Origin of the sequence: Stenotrophomonas sp. TWI602 (genome assembly GCF_039674045.1) — a bacterium.
Taxonomy (GTDB): domain Bacteria; phylum Pseudomonadota; class Gammaproteobacteria; order Xanthomonadales; family Xanthomonadaceae; genus Stenotrophomonas.
In genome coordinates, this window is the sequence record NZ_JBDJMT010000015.1 from 1 (window position 1) to 17,948 (window position 17,948).

General features: G+C 67.1%; 16 protein-coding genes. 9 read left to right on the plus strand and 7 right to left on the minus strand.

Features of this window, described 5'->3' with window-relative positions; translation table 11 throughout:
* Positions 1–114 precede the first annotated feature (114 nt).
* From pepQ to rph, 7 genes are all read right to left on the minus strand, one after another.
* Positions 115–1,443 (minus strand): Xaa-Pro dipeptidase, encoded by a 1,329-nt coding sequence (pepQ, locus tag ABE483_RS13700; protein ID WP_313219660.1) that lies wholly within the window; start codon positions 1,441–1,443, stop codon positions 115–117.
* A gap of 82 nt (positions 1,444–1,525) precedes the next feature.
* Positions 1,526–1,876: a PilZ domain-containing protein gene (locus ABE483_RS13705; protein WP_313209935.1), complete on the minus strand. Its 351-nt coding sequence runs from the start codon at positions 1,874–1,876 to the stop codon at positions 1,526–1,528.
* The gene (locus ABE483_RS13710) at positions 1,873–4,320 is read right to left on the minus strand and encodes a DUF1631 domain-containing protein (protein ID WP_346481868.1); all 2,448 of its coding nucleotides are present in this window, start codon (positions 4,318–4,320) and stop codon (positions 1,873–1,875) included. The genes ABE483_RS13705 and ABE483_RS13710 overlap by 4 nt, the downstream gene beginning before the upstream one ends.
* A 168-nt stretch (positions 4,321–4,488) precedes the next feature.
* The gene (hemW, locus tag ABE483_RS13715) at positions 4,489–5,706 is read right to left on the minus strand and encodes a radical SAM family heme chaperone HemW (protein WP_313209939.1); all 1,218 of its coding nucleotides are present in this window, start codon (positions 5,704–5,706) and stop codon (positions 4,489–4,491) included.
* Positions 5,706–6,299 carry an RdgB/HAM1 family non-canonical purine NTP pyrophosphatase gene (rdgB, locus tag ABE483_RS13720; RefSeq protein ID WP_259259267.1) on the minus strand — a complete coding sequence of 198 codons (594 nt, stop codon included), beginning with the start codon at positions 6,297–6,299 and terminating at the stop codon, positions 5,706–5,708. Before rdgB ends, hemW begins: the two co-directional genes overlap by 1 nt.
* Positions 6,296–6,685, minus strand: a complete 390-nt coding sequence (locus ABE483_RS13725) for a VOC family protein (RefSeq protein ID WP_259259268.1) — start codon at positions 6,683–6,685, stop codon at positions 6,296–6,298. Before ABE483_RS13725 ends, rdgB begins: the two co-directional genes overlap by 4 nt.
* Entirely contained in the window at positions 6,682–7,410 is a 729-nt protein-coding gene (rph, locus tag ABE483_RS13730) for a ribonuclease PH (protein WP_123730306.1), read from the minus strand. Before rph ends, ABE483_RS13725 begins: the two co-directional genes overlap by 4 nt.
* A gap of 120 nt (positions 7,411–7,530) precedes the next feature.
* Between rph and ABE483_RS13735 the strand changes: the two genes are divergently transcribed.
* The 9 genes from ABE483_RS13735 (at position 7,531) to ABE483_RS13775 (ending at position 17,939) form a co-directional block, all read left to right on the plus strand.
* Positions 7,531–8,391, plus strand: a complete 861-nt coding sequence (locus ABE483_RS13735; protein ID WP_313209949.1) for a YicC/YloC family endoribonuclease — start codon at positions 7,531–7,533, stop codon at positions 8,389–8,391.
* Positions 8,388–9,053 carry a guanylate kinase gene (gene gmk / locus ABE483_RS13740; RefSeq protein ID WP_313209951.1) on the plus strand — a complete coding sequence of 222 codons (666 nt, stop codon included), beginning with the start codon at positions 8,388–8,390 and terminating at the stop codon, positions 9,051–9,053. Before ABE483_RS13735 ends, gmk begins: the two co-directional genes overlap by 4 nt.
* A 112-nt stretch (positions 9,054–9,165) precedes the next feature.
* Positions 9,166–9,465, plus strand: a complete 300-nt coding sequence (gene rpoZ, locus ABE483_RS13745; protein ID WP_005410877.1) for a DNA-directed RNA polymerase subunit omega — start codon at positions 9,166–9,168, stop codon at positions 9,463–9,465.
* Positions 9,466–9,621: 156 nt separating this feature from the next.
* Entirely contained in the window at positions 9,622–11,781 is a 2,160-nt protein-coding gene (locus ABE483_RS13750; RefSeq protein ID WP_121039451.1) for a bifunctional (p)ppGpp synthetase/guanosine-3',5'-bis(diphosphate) 3'-pyrophosphohydrolase, read from the plus strand.
* 538 nt (positions 11,782–12,319) lie between these two features.
* Positions 12,320–12,712, plus strand: coding sequence for a RidA family protein (locus ABE483_RS13755; protein WP_102788192.1), 393 nt, complete (start codon positions 12,320–12,322; stop codon positions 12,710–12,712).
* A gap of 1 nt (position 12,713) precedes the next feature.
* Positions 12,714–14,825, plus strand: coding sequence for an ATP-dependent DNA helicase RecG (gene recG, locus ABE483_RS13760; RefSeq protein WP_346481869.1), 2,112 nt, complete (start codon positions 12,714–12,716; stop codon positions 14,823–14,825).
* Between the two features lie 211 nt (positions 14,826–15,036).
* On the plus strand, positions 15,037–15,972 hold the full coding sequence (locus ABE483_RS13765; RefSeq protein WP_088432679.1) for a nucleoside hydrolase: 936 nt from the start codon (positions 15,037–15,039) through the stop codon (positions 15,970–15,972).
* 112 nt (positions 15,973–16,084) lie between these two features.
* Positions 16,085–16,345, plus strand: coding sequence for a type B 50S ribosomal protein L31 (locus ABE483_RS13770; RefSeq protein ID WP_019183873.1), 261 nt, complete (start codon positions 16,085–16,087; stop codon positions 16,343–16,345).
* Positions 16,346–16,661: 316 nt separating this feature from the next.
* Positions 16,662–17,939 carry a citrate synthase gene (locus ABE483_RS13775; RefSeq protein WP_313219666.1) on the plus strand — a complete coding sequence of 426 codons (1,278 nt, stop codon included), beginning with the start codon at positions 16,662–16,664 and terminating at the stop codon, positions 17,937–17,939.
* Positions 17,940–17,948 lie beyond the last annotated feature (9 nt).

A 17,948-nucleotide genomic window follows, 5' to 3' on the forward strand; every position in this document is an offset into this window, starting at 1 on the left:
GGCCGGCTCCTCATGGAATCCAGGCATCGTGAGGAGCCGGCCAGCGGCCGGCACTACCGCGATGTCGGGATTGTCGGGGTGGTGCCGACCGTTGGCCGGCACCCGCATTTCCCCTCAGCTGGCCGCCGCGAACACCGGGCGGGTCAGGTTGTCGGCATCGCCCTCGGTGCACAGCACCTCGTCCTCGATCCGCACCCCGCCATACGGACGGAAGAAATCCACGCGGTCCCAGTTGATGCTGGCGCCATTGCCGGCCTGCTTCACTTCGTCCAGCAGCATGTCGATGAAGTACACGCCCGGTTCGATCGTGACCACCATGCCCGGCTCCAGCACGCGGGTCATGCGCAGGTACGGGTGACCCTGCGGGCGCTCGATGCGGCCACCGCGGTCGCTGGCCGCAAAGCCGGCCACGTCATGCACCTGCAGCCCGATCAGATGGCCCAGGCCATGCGGGAAGAAGGCCGCGCTCACGCCGGTGGCCAGCGCCGCTTCCGGCGAGACGTTGAGCACGCCGAAGTCCTTGAGGATGCCCATCAGCGACAGGTGCGCGTCGATGTGCAGCTGCTTGTAATCCACGCCCGCGCGCACGCCGGCGCCCATCTGCTGCTGGGCGGCATCCACCGCATCGATCAGCGCCTGGAATTCGTCATGGCCGCTGGCCGCATAGGTGCGCGTGATATCGCTGGCATAGCCGTACGCGCTGGCGCCTGCGTCGATCAGGAAGCTGCGCAGCGGGGTCGGCGCGCTGCGGCCCAGATCGGTGTAGTGCAGCACGGCCGCGTGTTCGTTGAGGCCGATGATGTTGCCGTAGGGCAGTTCGTTGGCGTCCTGGCCGACCGCACGGCAGTACGCCATGTGGATCTCGAACTCGCTGGTGCCAGCGCGGAAGGCGGCTTCGGCGGCACGGTGGCCGCGCACGCCCAGTCGCTGCGCTTCGCGCATCAAGGCGATTTCATACGGCGTTTTGTAGCCGCGCTGCCAGTCCAGGTAATCGATGACCGGTGCGGGATTGTTCGGCACGAAGGCGCCCAGCGCACTCTGCGGCTCACCGAGGATCGCGCAGCGCGCGGCATCCTTGGGCAGCAGCGCCAGCGCCTCGTCCGGCGTGCGGATGATCTGGATATCGACATGCTCCACCCACCAGCCATTCGGCGCACCCGGCACCACGTGCCAGTAATCGAAGGGCTGATGGAAGATCAGGGTCGGGCGCTTGCCGGGGGTGTACACCAGCCAGCTGTTGGGCAGCTTGGTCAGCGGCAGCCAGGCCTTGAAGTTCGGGTTCACCGCATACGGGTAATCGCGATCATCAAAGGCCTGGTAATGCAGGGTGCCACTGGGAATCACCAGATGGTCGAAGCCGCCACGGGCCAGCGCTTCATCGGCGCGCTGGCGCATCACGCTGGCATGGTGGGAATACAGGGCGCCGAGGTCTGGCTGGTTCATGGCATGAAGCTCGCTGGCAGTGCGGAATGCAGCCCTAGATTCTGCCGCAATCCGCCAGCGGGCGCTGTGCCGGAACCGGCGCTCAGACTGCCGAAGTTTCCTCGGCGATCCATTGCCGCAGCTGCTCGCGTGATTCGCGCGCCAAGGTCAGGAAGCGGAAGCCCACCCAGGCCTGGCCCGGTGCATGGGTCTGCTCGCTCCAGAGCAGGTGCACGCCGACGTCGATCAGCAGCGGCTGACCCTGCGGGCCGGGGATGGTGAACTGCAGCTGGTACAGCGCATCGTCCTGCATCGGCACCGAGGCCAGCATCAGCATGCCGGTTTCGGAGACATTGCCGAGCCGGCCGATCACGGTCTCGGCCATCAGATCGGTCACGGGGACCAGCTCGGCCACCTGGCGACGCGGCGCGCGGCGGGTATCGGGTGTGGTCATTCGGCGCTCTCCGCAGGCGTGCCGGCCAGCGAGCGCAGGGTCCGCAGGGTGGCCTGCCAGGCACGATCAATCAGCCTGCCCTTGTCTTCGGTGACGATCCGCACCTGGCCATGGGCCATCAACCGCGACAGGGCATCCAGCGAATGCTCGCCCACTTTCTGCCCACGTTGATTGACGAACAGCGCGTTATCGGTGATCAGGCTGTACCAGGACAACCGCTGCCGGCGCACGTCGCCCTGCTGGTTGGTGGTGAACTCGAACCAGGTCCCGAACGGCAGGGTGCGCAGCTGGCGATAGCAGTCGTCCTCGGCGGTGCTGCGCGCGAGCGGGGCGACCTTGCGCGGATCACTGGCATCGGCCTGTTCGCCCAGCCGGGTGCGGGCGCGCAGGCGGGCGGTGAGTTCGGTACGTGAACTGCTGTCATCCTCGCCGCCGGGCGTGGACAGGCGCCGCGCGATCGCGGCTGCTTCGTCCTGGTGATAGCCGACCTGCAGCAGAGCGGACTCGACCTGCTGGCCCAGCGCATCATCGCGCTCGGCCACGCCCGGCGCCAGGCAGGTCACCTCGGCGATCCGGGCGGTTTCCTGCTGGCGCTGCTGCCACTGCGGCGAGGTCTCGCCGTTGCGCAGCAGGGTGAGTGTGAGCACATCCGACCACGCCTGTTTCAGCAGCGCCTGCACGAAGCGCGGGGGCGCGGCCTGCGCGCACACCTGCTCGATGCTGGTGCTGGCCTGTTGCTTGGCCGCCTCCAGGCGCTCCTTGCCGCGGGCGGCCTCGACATGACGGCGCTCGGCCAGTTCGGCCTTGTGCGCCAGCGCGCGGAAGTGCTGCTGGATCTCCTCGTTGGCGGTGTCGAAGACCGCCACATCGCCGTCGTACGCGTTGACCACCTGGTCGACCGCGTGGCCGAGCTTCTGCACCAGCTGCGGATCCACATCTTCCTCGCCCAGCCAGTTGGCGCCGGCCTCGGCTACCGCATTGAGCAGCTCGCGCGCCGGGTGCTGGTCGCGCACGAAGAAGGCCGGGTCGGACAGGGCCGCGCGGGCGACCGGCACCTGCAGGCGGGTCAGCAGGTCGGCGGCCACGGCCTCGGGCCGCACCTCGCGCTGGATCTGTCCATACAGCATGTCGAGCAGGTCGAAGGTGTCGCTGTCCTTGACCGTCAATGAGGCCTGCGCGCCATGCTCGGCCCGGACCTGGGCGAGCAGCGCGTTGTGCAGGTCGGCCATGCTGCGGCGGGCGCCGCCGGGAGCGACCGCTTGGCCCTGCAGCCTGGCCAGCGTGGCGTGCACGGCTTCGGCGGGTACCGCCAGCGCGGGGAGCGCCTCGGGCGCCAGGAAGGCGTTTTCCGTGGGGGTGGCAACGGCCTGGGCCGAGGCGCCGACGGCTTGCGCGGCCAGCGCTCCGCCGCCAGGTACCGCGCCGGCCGCATGTGCCTGCCGGGCAGCCCCCAACAGCTGGTGCAGCGCTGACATCGCCGGTGCACCGAGGTCGGCGGCAGTGGGGCTGGTGGGGAGGCTCGGCGCTGACACTGACACTGACGCCGATGCCGTCGGCGAGGCCGCCGCCGCGCCACCGATGGGTGTGGTGCTGTCCGGCGCGGTGGACGCCGTGGTCAAGGCCATGGCGTGCTCGGTCATTGCTGCCCAGCCGGTGCTCGGCGCGCTGCCGTTCCAGCCGGTCAGGGGCCGCGCCGCCGCGCCGCCGCGTGCGCCGGGCAGGCCGCGCTCGGGGCCGGTGATGATCCGGCGCGTCGTGGCCGAGCGCGCCAGATACGGGGTGTAGACCAGCGCGGGCAGGACGCCTTCGTGCCCCAACAGGATGTTGGCGCGCTCCAGCAGTTCACCCAGCCGCTCCAGCAGTTGACGGTCGAACACGCGGTACAGCGCCAGCTGTGTTTCCAGGCCCAGCGCGAAGTCTTCACCCAGTTCGCGCACGATCCGGCACAGCGCCTGCGGGCCGAACGGCAGGTCATCGACATCGAAGGCCGGTCCGGCGGCGAGCACCCCGAAGCGTTGGCCGAGCAACTGCAGGGCGGTGGCCGAGCGCTGGGCTTCGCGGCGGATGATGTCCACCAGCACGATGTCGCGGTCCACGTCGGTGTCGTTGACCAGGGTCAGCGCGGTGGCCGAAACGGATACCTCGGTCGGGACGATGCGCTGGGCGTGGCGTGGACCGCGCAAACTGGCCAGGCTCACCGCCACCGCCTCCAGGAAGCGTGGGCCGAACTGCGCGTTGACCTCATGCAGCTGGCGGGCCTGCGCGAATATGTCGGCCTGGATCTGGCTGTTGCGCGCGCGCTCGGCATCGCGGAACAGCTCGCGCTCGAGCTCCACGATGGTCAGTTTGAGTGGCGCGGTGAGGGTCTGCACTGCCAGCCCGTGCAGCGCGGCCAGCAGGCGACGCACGCGCGGCGGCGCGGCCACGTCCGCAAAGCGGGTCATGTCGGGCTGGGACGACGAAGGTGCGGGCGCAGACATCCGATGTTCTTCCAGCTCCCCTGAGAACACGGAATCTAACGGTTTCGCCCGGTCCCTGCCAGAAGCGACAAGGTTCGAGGTTCCCGGCGCCGGCCAGCGGCCGGCATTACCGTCCGGGCAGGCGCCGCCTGCTCAGGGCAGGAACAGCTCGACCACGTCGTTGGTGAAGCGCCGGCCCAGTTCGGTTGGCATGGCGTCATCGCCGGCCACGGTCATCCAGCCCTTGGCCACGGCAATGCGCAGCGGCTCGGCGATCCGTGCCCGGTGCAGGCCGGTCCGCGATTCGAAATCCTTCAGGCTGAAGCCTTCATGCAGGCGCAGCAGGTTGAGCATGTACTCGAACGGCAGTCGCTCGGCGCTGATCACATCGTCGCCGCCGATCGAGGCTGCGGTTCCGGCAGTGTCCATGAAGGTCTGCGGATGCTTGTGCTTCCAGCGGCGCAGCACGTGTTCTTCAGCGCCGCTGCTGATCTTGCCGTGTGCACCGGCGCCGATCCCCAGGTAGTCGCCAAAGCGCCAGTAATTGAGGTTGTGCTGGCTCTGCCGGCCGGGTTTTGCGTAGGCGCTGACCTCGTACTGCGCATAGCCGGCCTCGGCCAGCATCTGCTGGCAGTGCTCCTGGATGTCCCATGCCGAATCTTCATCGGGGATGCCCTGCGGCGGCCGCGCGAAGAACACGGTGTTCGGCTCCAGGGTGAGCTGGTAGTGCGACATGTGCGTGGGCTGCAGCGCGAACGCGCGTTCCAGGTCATGCTCGGCCTGGGCCAGCGTCTGCTGCGGCAGCGCGTACATCAGGTCGATGTTGAAGTTGTCGTAGCCCGCATCCTGGGCCAGCTTCACCGCACGCTCGGCTTCGCCGCTGTCGTGGATGCGGCCCAGGCGCTTGAGCGCCTCGTCGTTGAAGGTCTGGATGCCGAAGCTGATCCGGTTCACCCCGGCCGCGCGGTAGCGGTCGAAACGGCCGTGCTCGGCGGTGCCCGGGTTGGTCTCCAGCGTCACTTCCAGGTTCGGCGCGAAACGCAGCCGGGCCGAGGCCGCCTGCAGGAAACGGTCGATCGCCTCCGGCGGGAACAGGCTCGGCGTGCCGCCACCGAAGAACACACTGCTCACCACCCGGCCCCAGACCAGCGGCAGATCCTGATCGAGATCGCGGATCAACGCGTCGATGTACGCCTCGAACGGCAGCTCGCCCTTGGCCGCATGCGAGTTGAAATCGCAGTACGGGCATTTGCGCACGCACCACGGCAGATGCACGTACAACGCCAGCGGCGGCGTAACCAACCGCGGAGCGTGGTCGTGATCACCCGTGCAGGTTTCGCCGGGCAGGTGGGAGCAGGGGTCGTGTGCCATCACAGCAGGGCGGGCAGCTTCTGCTTGAGCAGCTGCAGGGCTTTGGCGCGGTGGCTCATCGCGTTCTTCAGGTCCGGCGCCATTTCAGCCGCGGTCTGCGCCAGCACCGGGTCCAGGAACAGCGGGTTGTAGCCGAAGCCGTGGCTGCCACGCAGCTCATCGAGGATCACGCCTTCCCAGCTGCCTTCACAGATCAGCGGCTGGGGATCATCGGCATGGCGCAGCAGCACGATCACCGCATAGAAGCGGGCGCTGCGCCGATCGGCCGGTACATCGCGCATCGCCTCGAGCAGCTTGGCGTTGTTGGCGGCATCGTTGGTCGGGCTGCCGGCATAGCGCGCGCTGTACAGGCCGGGTGCGCCGTCGAGCGCATCCACGATCAGGCCCGAATCGTCGGCCAGCGCCGGCAGGCCGGTGCTCTGGCAGGCATGGCGCGCCTTGATCAGGGCGTTCTCGACGAAGGTCAGGCCGGTTTCCGGGACGTCGCTGACGCCCAGTTCGCCCTGCGCCACGATCTCCAGCGGCAGGCCGCCGAGCATGGCCTGCAGTTCCTTCAGTTTGCCGGCGTTGCCGCTGGCCAGGACCAGTTTCATTGCTTGGGCTCCAGCAGATCCCACGTGTTGCCGTACAGATCGCGGAACACCGCGACCGTCGCGTAGACCTCCTCGCGTGGGGTTTCGAGGAAGACCACGCCACGCGCGGTCATCGCTGCGTGGTCGCGCCAGAAATCATCGGTGTTCAGGAAAAATCCGACCCGGCCACCGGTCTGGTTGCCGATCCGCGCGCGCTGTTCGTCGTTGCTGGCACGTGCCAGCAACAAGGCGGCCGCGCTGCCGTCGCCCGGCCCGACCACCACCCAGCGCTTGTCGCCCTGGTCGATGTCATCGATCAGGCTGAAGCCCAGCGCGCCGGTGTACCAGGCGATCGCCTCGTCGTAGTCGGCCACTACCAGGGTGGTCAGGGCGATACGACGGTTCATGCCTTGGCCAGGGCCGCCTGCTGCGCAGCGAACAGATCCTTGATGCCCTTTTCGGCCAGGACCAGCAGCGCATCCAGTTCATCACGGCGGAAGGCGTGGCCTTCGGCGGTGCCCTGCAGTTCGATGAAACCGCCACCGTCGTTCATCACGACGTTCATGTCGGTATCGCAGTCGCTGTCTTCGGCGTAATCCAGATCCAGCACCGGGGTGCCGCGGTACACGCCCACCGACACCGCCGCGACGGCGCCGAAGATCGGGTTGCGCTTGATGTCACCGCGCTTGATCAGGAAGTTCACCGCATCCACCAGGGCCACGTAGGCGCCAGTGATGGCCGCGGTACGGGTGCCGCCATCGGCCTGCAGCACGTCGCAGTCCAGGGTGATGGTGCGCTCGCCCAGCGCGCCGCGGTCGATGCAGGCGCGCAGCGTGCGGCCGATCAGGCGCTGGATTTCCAGGGTACGGCCACCCTGCTTGCCGCGGGCGGCTTCGCGGTCGTTACGGGTGTGGGTCGAACGCGGCAGCATGCCGTACTCGGCCGTCACCCAGCCTTCGCCCTTGCCACGCAGGAAGCCCGGCACGCGGTTTTCCACGCTGGCCGTGCACAGCACGCGGGTCTCGCCGAAGCTGACCAGCACCGAGCCCTCGGCGTGACGGGTGAAGGCGCGCTCGATGCGCACTTCGCGCAGCTGGTCGGCCTGGCGGCCACTGGGACGGGAATCAGTCATGCTCAAGTTCCGGTAAGACGGGGGATGCGGGGCCACGCCCGGGCCGGGGACCGGCGGGCGAGGAGGCTCTAAGGAGACCGCTAGGGTACCATTTGCACTTTGAGAGCACCGGAAACCCGCATGATTCGAAGCATGACCGCCTATGCCAACGGCGAGCGCGCCACCCGCTGGGGCACGCTGGCCTGTGAGCTGCGCTCGGTCAACCACCGGTTCCTGGAGGTCGGCGTCCGCCTGCCCGAAGAACTGCGTGCGTTGGAGCCGCACCTGCGCGAGCGCGTCGCTTCCCGCTGCAGCCGCGGCAAGATCGATCTGGTCATTCGCCTGCGCGCGCCGGAGGTCACCGGTGCACTGGTGGTCAACGATGCGCTGCTGGGCCAGCTCGGCGAGCTGGCGACCCGGCTGTCCTCGAGCTTCCCGAGCCTGCAGGTGAGCTTCACCGAACTGCTGCAGATGCCGGGTGTGATGCAGGGCGAGGCGGTCGATGCCGCCGCGCTGCATGCCGAAGCCCTGGCGCTGCTGGATACGGCGCTGGACGGCTTCGTTGCCGCGCGTGAGCGTGAAGGCGACAAGCTGGCCACCGCGATCCAGGAGCGCGTGGACAGCATCGAGCGCATTGCCGCCGAGGTCACCACCCTGATCCCGCTGATCCGCGAAGGCCAGCGCACCAAGCTGGCGGCCCGCCTGGCCGACCTGCCGCACCCGGTCGATCCCGGCCGTGCCGAACAGGAACTGGTGATGTGGCTGCAGAAGCTGGACGTGGATGAGGAGCTGGACCGCCTGGGCAGCCACATCGCCGAGATCCGCCGCGTCTTCAAGCAGCGTGAGCCGGTCGGTCGCCGCCTGGACTTCCTGCTGCAGGAGTTCAACCGCGAGGCCAACACGCTGGGCTCCAAATCGGTGGACAGCCGCACCTCCAATGCCGCCGTCGAGCTGAAGGTGCTGATCGACCAGATCCGCGAACAGGTGCAGAACATCGAATGAGCAGCCCGATCCCGCCCGTCGGCGCGCCTGCGCGCGGCACCCTGTACATCGTGGCCGCGCCTTCCGGGGCCGGCAAAAGCAGCATCGTCAACGCCACCCTGGCCCGCGACCCGCAGATCGCCCTGTCGATCTCGTTCACCTCGCGCGCCACGCGCCCGGGTGAAATCAATGGTGAGCACTACCACTTCGTCAGCGCCGAGGAATTCGAGCGGATGATCGCCGCCGGCGACTTCTTCGAACATGCCTGGGTGCATGGCGACTGGAAGGGCACCGCGCGGCAGTCGGTCGAGCCGCAGCTGTCGGCCGGCCAGGACGTGCTGCTGGAGATCGACTGGCAGGGCGCCCAGCAGGTCCGCCAGCTGGTGCCAGGCACGGTCACCGTGTTCATCCTGCCGCCGTCCAAGCAGGCGCTGCAGGACCGGATGCGCAAGCGCGGGCAGGACAGCGAGGCGGTGATCGCCCAGCGCCTGGCCGCCGCGCGTGAAGAGATGCTGCACTTCAACGACTTCGACTACGTGATCGTCAACGAGGTCTTCGAGACCGCGGTGGACGAGCTGTGTGCCATCTTCACGGCCAGCCGCCTGCGCCGGGAAGCCCAGAAGGTCCGCCACGCGGGCCTCATCCAGGCCCTGCTGACCCAGGATCCGGCCACAACTGACTGATTCTCAACGGGGTGCTAGCCGGTTGGCTTGATTTTGTCCAGCCCTGGCCGGTACAATCCGTCCCCTTTCCCTCATTCGATTGAGCAGCCCTCACCGGCTGCCGGGAGCCCGCATGGCCCGCATCACCGTAGAAGATTGTCTGGAAGTCGTGAACAACCGTTTCGAACTGGTCATGATGGCGTCCAAGCGCGCCCGTCAGCTGGCCAATGGCGTCCAGGCCACCCTGGACAACAGCGAAACCGAAGACAAGCCGACCGTGCTGGCGCTGCGCGAAATTGCCGCCCGCAAGATCGACAACGCCCTGATCGACGAAGTCGAGAAGGCCGAGCGCGAGCGTGCCGAGCGTGAAGCACTGGAATGGGCCGCTGCCGAAGTCGTCGCCGACGAAGACATGTCCAAGAACGACGACTGATCGCCTCGCGCGTCCGTTGTTGTTGCTGCGAACAGCCCGCCTTTTGGCGGGCTGTTTCGTTTGTGCCGCCAGTGGCTGCGGCGGGGCCGTGTTGTTGCAGGTGAAACTCCCTGTTCAGGATTTGCCGATATCACGCCGCTGGCATAGTCTTTGAGCATGAACCCAGGCCCCACTGCCAAGGTCGCCACGCCCGCCGGCGCGGCCGTACCCGACTATGTCCTCCAGCTTGAGCGCGCAGCGCACTATCTGCCGCCCGACCAACTGCCACTGCTGCGCCGCGCCTGGGAAGTAGGCGCCGCCGCGCATGCCGGCCAGACCCGCAAGTCGGGCGAGCCCTACATCACCCATCCGGTCGCCGTGGCCCAGGTGCTGGCCGAGCTCGGCCTGGACGTGGAGGCGCTGATCGCCGCGATCCTGCACGACACCATCGAAGACACGCCGCTGACCCGCGAGGAGCTGGCCGCCGAGTTCGGCGAAGCCGTGGCCGAACTGGTCGATGGCGTCACCAAGCTGGACAAGCTGAAGTTCCGCGACCGCCAGGAGGCGGCGGCGGAGAGTTTCCGCAAGATGCTGCTGGCGATGTCGCGCGACCTGCGCGTGATCATGATCAAGCTGGCCGACCGCCTGCACAACATGCGAACGCTGGGTGCGCAGAGCCGCGAAGCGCGCGGCCGCATCGCCCGCGAAACGCTGGAAATCTACGCGCCGATCGCGCAGCGGCTGGGCATGAGCCTGGTCAAGAGCGAGCTGCAGAACCTGGGCTTCAAGGCGCTGTATCCGTGGCGCCACGCGATCCTGGAAAAGCACATCCGCAGCCAGCCGGTGGTGCGCCGGGAGGCGATGGCGCAGGTGGAGGTGCAGCTGTCCCAGCGGCTGGCCAAGGAAGGGCTGGAGCACCGGCTGGTCAGCCGCATCAAGACCCCGTGGAGCATCTACAACAAGATGCACGACGAGAACAAATCCTTCGACCAGGTGATGGATGTGTTCGGCTTCCGCCTGGTCGTGCGCAACGTGCCCAGCGCCTACCACGCGCTCGGCGCGGTGCATGCCACCTTCAAGCCGCTGGACGGGCGCTTCCGCGATTTCATCGCGATCCCCAAGGCCAACGGTTACCAGTCGCTACACACGGTGCTGTTCGGGCCGTATGGCTCGCCGATCGAGGTGCAGATCCGTACCGAGGAAATGGACCTGATCGCCGAGCGCGGCGTGGCCGCGCACTGGACCTACAAGTTCGGCGGCGACTCGCCCAACAGCGCACAGAGCCGTGCGCATGCGTGGATCGTGGAGTTGATCGATTCGCAGCGTGCCGCCGGCTCGTCGCTGGAATTCCTGGACAACGTCAAGGTGGATCTGTTCCCGGACGAGGTCTATCTGTTCACGCCCAAGGGCAAGATCCTGGCGCTGCCGCGCAATTCCACCGCGCTCGATTTCGCCTACGCGGTGCACACCGACGTGGGCAACATGGCCGTGGCCTCGCGCGTGGACAAAAAGCTGGTGCCGCTGCGCACCAAGCTGGTCAGTGGGCAGACGGTGGAAGTGATCACCGCGCGTTCGGCCACGCCCAAGCCGCAGTGGCTGGAGTTCGTGGTCAGTTCCAAGGCACGCACGGCGATCCGTCATCAGCTCAAGCAGCTGGAGCACGAGGACGCGGTGCAGTTGGGCCATCGAATGCTGGACCGCGCGCTGGAGGCGATGGACAGCTCGCTCGAACGCCTGCCGAAGGGGCGGCTGGATGCGTTCCTGGCCGAACACCGTTACCCGCGCCTGGAGGCCCTGCTGGCCGAAGTGGCGCTGGGCAACTGGATGCCCAACCAGGCCGCGCAGGCGCTGATGGCATATGCGGAGCTGCGCGGTGGGGCGCATTCGAAGCATTCCCAGGAAAAGATCCTGATCAACGGCAGCGAGCGCGGGGTGGTGAGCTTCGCGAACTGTTGCCAGCCGATTCCGGGCGACGACATCATGGGCTACCACACGGCCGGCAAGGGCATCGTGGTGCACCGTCTGGACTGCCCGAACCTGGCCGAGCTGCGCAAGTCGCCGGAGCGCTGGGTGCCGATCGGATGGGATACGACGGTGTCGGGGGATTACGACACGTCGTTGATCGTGGAGGTGGAGAACGGGACCGGCGTGCTGGCGCAGTTGGCGGCGGCGATCGCGCAGAGCCATTCCAACATCGAGCGGGTGGATTATCTGGACCGCGATTTCAACGCGGCGGTGCTGGCGTTCAATATCCAGGTGCGTGATCGCAACCATCTGGCGGAAGTGATGCGGCGTCTGCGGCGGTTGTCGGTGGTGCAGTCGGTTCGCCGGCAATAAACCGCGTTCCGCGCGGCGGTGATGGGGCCGGGCGCTCTTGGCGCACCACCGGGGTAGAGCCGACCGTTGGTCGGCTGCTCGCACACCGCGCGGCGATGATCGGCTCGAACGCCTCTTCGCCGGGCAATGGGCACACCACCGGGGGGTAGAGCCGACCGTTGGTCGGCTGCCGTGCACCGTGCGGCGATGGTCGGCTACCGTGCACCGCGCGGCGATGATCGGCTCCAATGCCTCATCGCCGGGCAATGGGCACACCCCGGGGTAGAGCCGACCGTTGGTCGGCTGCTCGCCCCCCGCGCGGCGATGATCGATATGGTCGGCCAGCCGACCAACGGTCTTCGTCATTTTCCGGCCAGCCGACCAATCGTCTTCGTCATTTTCCGGCCAGCCGACCAGCGGTCTTCGTCATTTTCCGGCCAGCCGACCAACGGTCGGCTCTACCAGGGATTGCGGCTTCGATTGCGGCTTCGGATGCTTCTCGGGGAGGGCGAGTCCGGCGGTACAATGGTGGGCCCATTTTTGTCCCCCTGGAGCTTCCATGTCCCGTCAGATCATTACCAGTGCCAAGGCCCCGGCGGCCATCGGTCCGTATTCGCAGGCTGTGCGTGCCGGCAACACCGTGTACTTCTCCGGCCAGATCCCGCTGGACCCGGCTACCGGTGACATCGTGGGTGCAGGCGATATCGAGGCGCAGGCGCGTCGTGCGTTCGACAACCTGAAGGCCGTGGCCGAAGAGGCCGGTGGCTCGTTGGATCAGATCGTGCGCCTGGGCCTGTACCTGACCGATCTGGGCGAGTTCGCCAAGGTCAATGCGGTCATGCAGGATTACTTCAAGGCGCCGTTCCCGGCACGTTCGACCATCGAAGTGGCGGGTCTGCCGAAGGCCGCCAACTTTGAAGTCGATGCGGTGATGGTGCTCGACCAGGCCTGACGTGGCGCGGTCACGGGCTCCTGCACCGGCGCTGGCCGCGGCCGGGGAGGCATCGTTGTCGATGCTCTCCGGTATCGGGCCGGCGGTGGCGATCAAGCTGGCCGCCCGTGGCCTGTCGTCGCTGCAGGATCTGTGGCTGCATCTGCCACTGCGCTATGAAGACCGTACCCGGCTGACCACCATTGCCCAGTTGCAGCCGGGGCTGGCGGCGCAGGTGGAGGGGCGGGTGAGTGCGGTGGAGCGCGGGTTCCGCTATCGGCCGGTGCTCAAGGTCGCGATCGAGGATGATTCGTACGGCACGCTGGTGCTGCGTTTCTTCCATTTCCGTGCCCAGCAGGTCGCGCAGTTTGCCGTGGGCACGCGCATCCGCTGCTACGGCACCGCCAAGCCTGGCCATCACGGGCTGGAGATCGTCCATCCCAGTTACCGGGTGATGGGCGGCAATGAGGATGACGAGCTGGGCGACAGCCTCGATCCGGTCTATCCGGCAGTCGAGGGGGTCGGGCCGGCGACGATGCGTAAGTTCATCGGCCTGGCGCTGGACAGGCTGCCGGAAGAATCCACGCTGGAACTGCTGCCAGCCGGGTGGTTGTCGGGGCTGGGGTTGCCCTCGCTGCGCAGTGCGCTGTTGACCGTGCACCGGCCACCGCCGGACGCCGATCTGGTGGCGCTGGCCGCGGGCCGACATCCGGCGCAACGCCGGTTGGCCCTCGAAGAACTGCTGGCGCACCACTTGAGTCTGCGCCGTCAGCGCATGGCGTTGCAGGCGCATCACGCGCCATCGCTGCGCGGGCAGGGTGCCTTGGTGGCGCAGTTGCGCGACAGCCTGCCGTTCCAGCTGACCGGTGCGCAGCAGCGCGTGTTCGAGCAGATCCGCAAGGACCTGGCCAAGGCGCATCCGATGCTGCGGCTGGTGCAGGGCGATGTCGGCTCGGGCAAGACCGTGGTGGCTGCGTTGGCGGCGATGCTGGCGGTGGAGCGGGGCAAGCAGGTCGCATTGGCCGCACCCACCGAGCTGCTCGCCGAGCAGCACATGAACAATCTGCGCGCCTGGCTGGAGCCGCTGGGCGTGCGCACGGCGTGGCTGGCCGGCAAGGTTACCGGCAAGGCGCGCACCAAGGTGTTGGCCGAGGTCGCCTCGGGCGAGGCGCAGGTGGTGGTCGGTACGCACGCGCTGATGCAGGACAGTGTGGTGTTCAAGGACCTGGCATTGGCCATCGTCGATGAGCAGCACCGCTTCGGTGTGCACCAGCGGCTGGCGCTGCGCGACAAGGGGGCGGATGGGCGCAGCGTGCCGCACCAGCTGGTGATGACCGCGACACCGATTCCGCGCACCCTGGCGATGTCCGAATACGCCGATCTGGATGTCTCGGCGATCGACGAACTGCCGCCCGGACGCACGCCGGTACAGACCGTGGCACTCAACAATGATCGCCGGCCGGAGTTGATCGAGCGCATCGCGGTCGCGTGCCGCGAAGGTCAGCAGGTGTACTGGGTCTGCACGCTGATCGAGGAAAGCGAAGAGCTCGATGCCACGCCGGCACAGGCCACGTTCGAATCGCTGCAGGCATTGCTGCCGGGCGTGCGCGTGGGGCTGGTGCATGGGCGGCTGAAGGCGAGTGAAAAGCTGGCGACGATGGTCGCGTTCAAGGCCGGTGAGATCGATCTGCTGGTGGCCACCACCGTGATCGAAGTGGGCGTGGACGTGCCCAATGCCTCGTTGATGATCATCGAGAACGCCGAGCGTCTCGGCCTGGCCCAGCTCCACCAGCTGCGCGGCCGGGTAGGGCGCGGCTCGGCGGTCTCGCGGTGCGTGCTGCTGTATCAGGCGCCGTTGTCGACCATGGCGCGCGAGCGGCTGGAAACGATGCGGCAGACCAACGATGGCTTCCTGATCGCCGAGAAGGATCTGGAGCTGCGCGGCCCGGGCGAACTGCTGGGCACACGACAGACCGGCCTGGCCGGCTTCAGGATGGCCGATCTGGCCCGCGATGCGGATCTGTTGCCCGGCGTGCACGCGCTTGCCGAGCGGCTGCTGGCGGAGGCGCCGGACGTGGCCGACCAGGTCGTGCGGCGCTGGATTGGCACGGCCGTGCGGTACGCGTCGGCATAGTCCGCCGCCAGGCGGATACCGGGGGACATTTGTAGACAGGCCTACCGGCCGCGGAGTGGCCCATCCGACTGCGAGGAAACCAAGCGAAGCAGCAGCCACGCACATCTGCTGCCGAAAAGCCTTCTGGCTACCATGAGGAGCAGGCGGGCACCGCCTTGTATTTGTCATGACAGGGTGCGAAAGTCCCTTGCCGATTATCAAGACGGCAACGATGAGCAAGAAGATTCCGCTGTTGATCGACACCGACCCCGGTGTCGATGATGCCCTGGCCCTGTTGATGGCCTTTGCCGATGAGCGCCACGATATCGTTGGCCTGACCATCGCCGCCGGCAACGTAGGCCTGGACCACACGGTCCGCAATGCCCTGAAGCTGTGCGAAGTGGCTGGCCGTGACGACGTGCCGGTCTACGCCGGTACCGCCGACCCGCTGCTGCACCCCTCCGTCGATGCCGCCCATGTGCACGGCGCCGATGGCTTTGGCGATGTGAACCTGCCGGCCGCCAAGCGCCAGGCCGAGGCCGAGCACGCCGCGCTGGCGATCCTGCGCCTGTCGCACGAATACGCCGGTGAGCTGTTCCTGGTTGCACTCGGCCCGCTGACCAACCTGGCGCTGGCCCTGAAGCTCGACCCGACCCTGCCGCAGCGCGTGAAGCGCTTCCTGGTCATGGGCGGGGCGGTGACCTGCCACGGCAACATCACCCCGGCCGCCGAGTTCAACATCGCCTTCGATCCGGAGGCGGCGCACATCGTGTTCACCGGCTTCCCGCACATCGAAGTGGCCGATTGGGAGGCCACCGTCGCCCACGGCCTGCTGCATGCCGACGTCGAGCAGTGGCTGGCGGCCGATAGCGACAAGGCCCGTTTCTACGAACTGATCTCGCGCCAGACCCGCCTGTGGTCCGAAGACAGCCGTGGCGAGCGCTGGTACGCCGCCGATGCCCTGGCGATGGCCTGGGCGCTGCAGCCGGAAGGCGCGTTGCGGGTCGAATCCCGTCCGCTGAACGTGGAACTGGCCGGTGTGCACAGTCGGGGTGCTACCATTGTCGACTGGAACCGCCAGACCGGGCAGCCTGACAACACTCAGCTGCTGATGGCCTACGACCAGGGTCGTTTCGAGGCCCAGGTGAGGGCGGCACTCGGCGTCTGATGACGCCGCTGCGGCGGACCTTTCGCACGGTTGATGGACCCGGCTTGCCCTTTGCGGCGGCCGGGACTATAATGCCGCTCTTGACCACCAGCCCTTATTACGGTGCGCGCCCATGAAGGCCGATATTCATCCTGCTTACCGCGACGTGGTTTTCCACGACGTTACCTCTGATTTCAAGATCCTGACCCGTTCGACCATGTCCACCAAGGACACGATCAAGTGGGAAGACGGCAACGAGTATCCGCTCGTCAAGGTTGAAATCTCCTCGGCTTCGCATCCGTTCTACACGGGCAAGCACAAGGTGATCGACACCAGCGGCCGTATCGACAAGTTCCAGAAGCGTTTCGGCAAGCCGGCGCCGACCGCGGCCTGATCTGTCGACGCAGCTGCTTGAAAACAACGGTCGCCTTGGCGGCCGTTGTTTTTTGTTGTTCCCGGTTTGCTGAACGCCAGGTGAGGCCCGCATGCCCCGCCGACGGAACGCTGTGTCCGTGCGTTGGCGCGAGCCCTTGCGCGCGCTGGGATAGCGCCTGCGGCGCGGTCCGGAACCTGCGTCTACGACTTCCGTCCTAGGGCGTCGAAAATGTTGCTGTGCGATAATGGCGGGATCCACGATAACGATCGTGGACTTCCTTCACGTGCCTGACCCATGCGCTTGGGCGGGCGCCTTCCCTCGAGGAGCGCACACAGTGTCCGATCTTGATCAGGTCACGCTCAACGCCGGCGACACGTCGGTTGTTCTGCCAGTCATCAAACCCACGCTCGGCAACGATTGCGTCGATATCTCGAAGCTGACCAAGGAAACCGGTCTCTTCACGTACGACTCCGGCTTCACCGCCACCGCCAGCTGCAAGTCCGCCATCACCTATATCGACGGTGACAAGGGCGTGCTGCTGTATCGCGGCTATCCCATCGAGCAGCTCTCGGAAAAGTCGAGCTACGTCGAAGTGGCCTACCTGCTGATCAACGGCGAGCGTCCGAGCGCCGAGCAGCTGAAGGCCTTCACCGACGAGCTGGCGGCCGAAGCCGATGTGGATCCGTCGATCAACACGCTGATCGGCAGCTTCGCCAAGGATGCCCATCCGATGGCCATCCTGACCGCCGCCATCGCGCAGCTGTCGGGCATCTACCACGCTTCGCTGGACCTGTCCGACGCCGAACAGCGTCGTCATGCCGCGGTGCGCCTGATCGCCAAGGTGCCGACCCTGTCGGCCCTGATCTACCGCCACGGCAAGGGCCTGCCGGCCAACAAGCCGGACACCTCGCTGGATTACGTCAGCCGCTTCCTGAAGCAGACCTTCGAGTCGGCCGATGGCCAGTACGAGCTGAACCAGGACGTGGTCAAGGCGCTGGATCTGCTGTTCATCCTGCACGCCGATCATGAGCAGAACGCCTCGACCTCGACCGTGCGTCTGGTCGGTTCGACCGGTGCCAACCCGTACGCGTCGGTCGCTGCTGGCGTCACCGCGCTGTGGGGTCCGGCCCACGGCGGTGCCAACGAAGCCGTGCTGAAGATGCTCGAAGAGATCGGTTCGGCCGACAACGTCGAGTCCGCCGTGCTCAAGGCCAAGGACAAGACCTCCGGCTTCCGCCTGATGGGCTTTGGCCACCGCGTGTACAAGAACTTCGACCCGCGCGCCAAGGTCATCGGTGTGATGACCGGCAAGGTGCTGGAACAGCTGGGCGTGCAGGATCCGCTGCTGGACGTGGCCGTCAAGCTGGAGCAGGCCGCGCTGCAGGATGACTACTTCGTCGCCCGCAAGCTGTACCCGAACGTCGATTTCTACAGCGGCATCATCTACAAGGCGCTGCAGATCCCGACCGAAATGTTCACCGTCATGTTCGCCCTCGGCCGTACCTCCGGCTGGGTGGCCCATTGGCTGGAACAGCAGGTCGATCCGGAAATGAAGATCGGCCGTCCGCGCCAGGTCTACACCGGCAGCGACGTGCGCGACTACCAGGGCTGATCGCCCCGG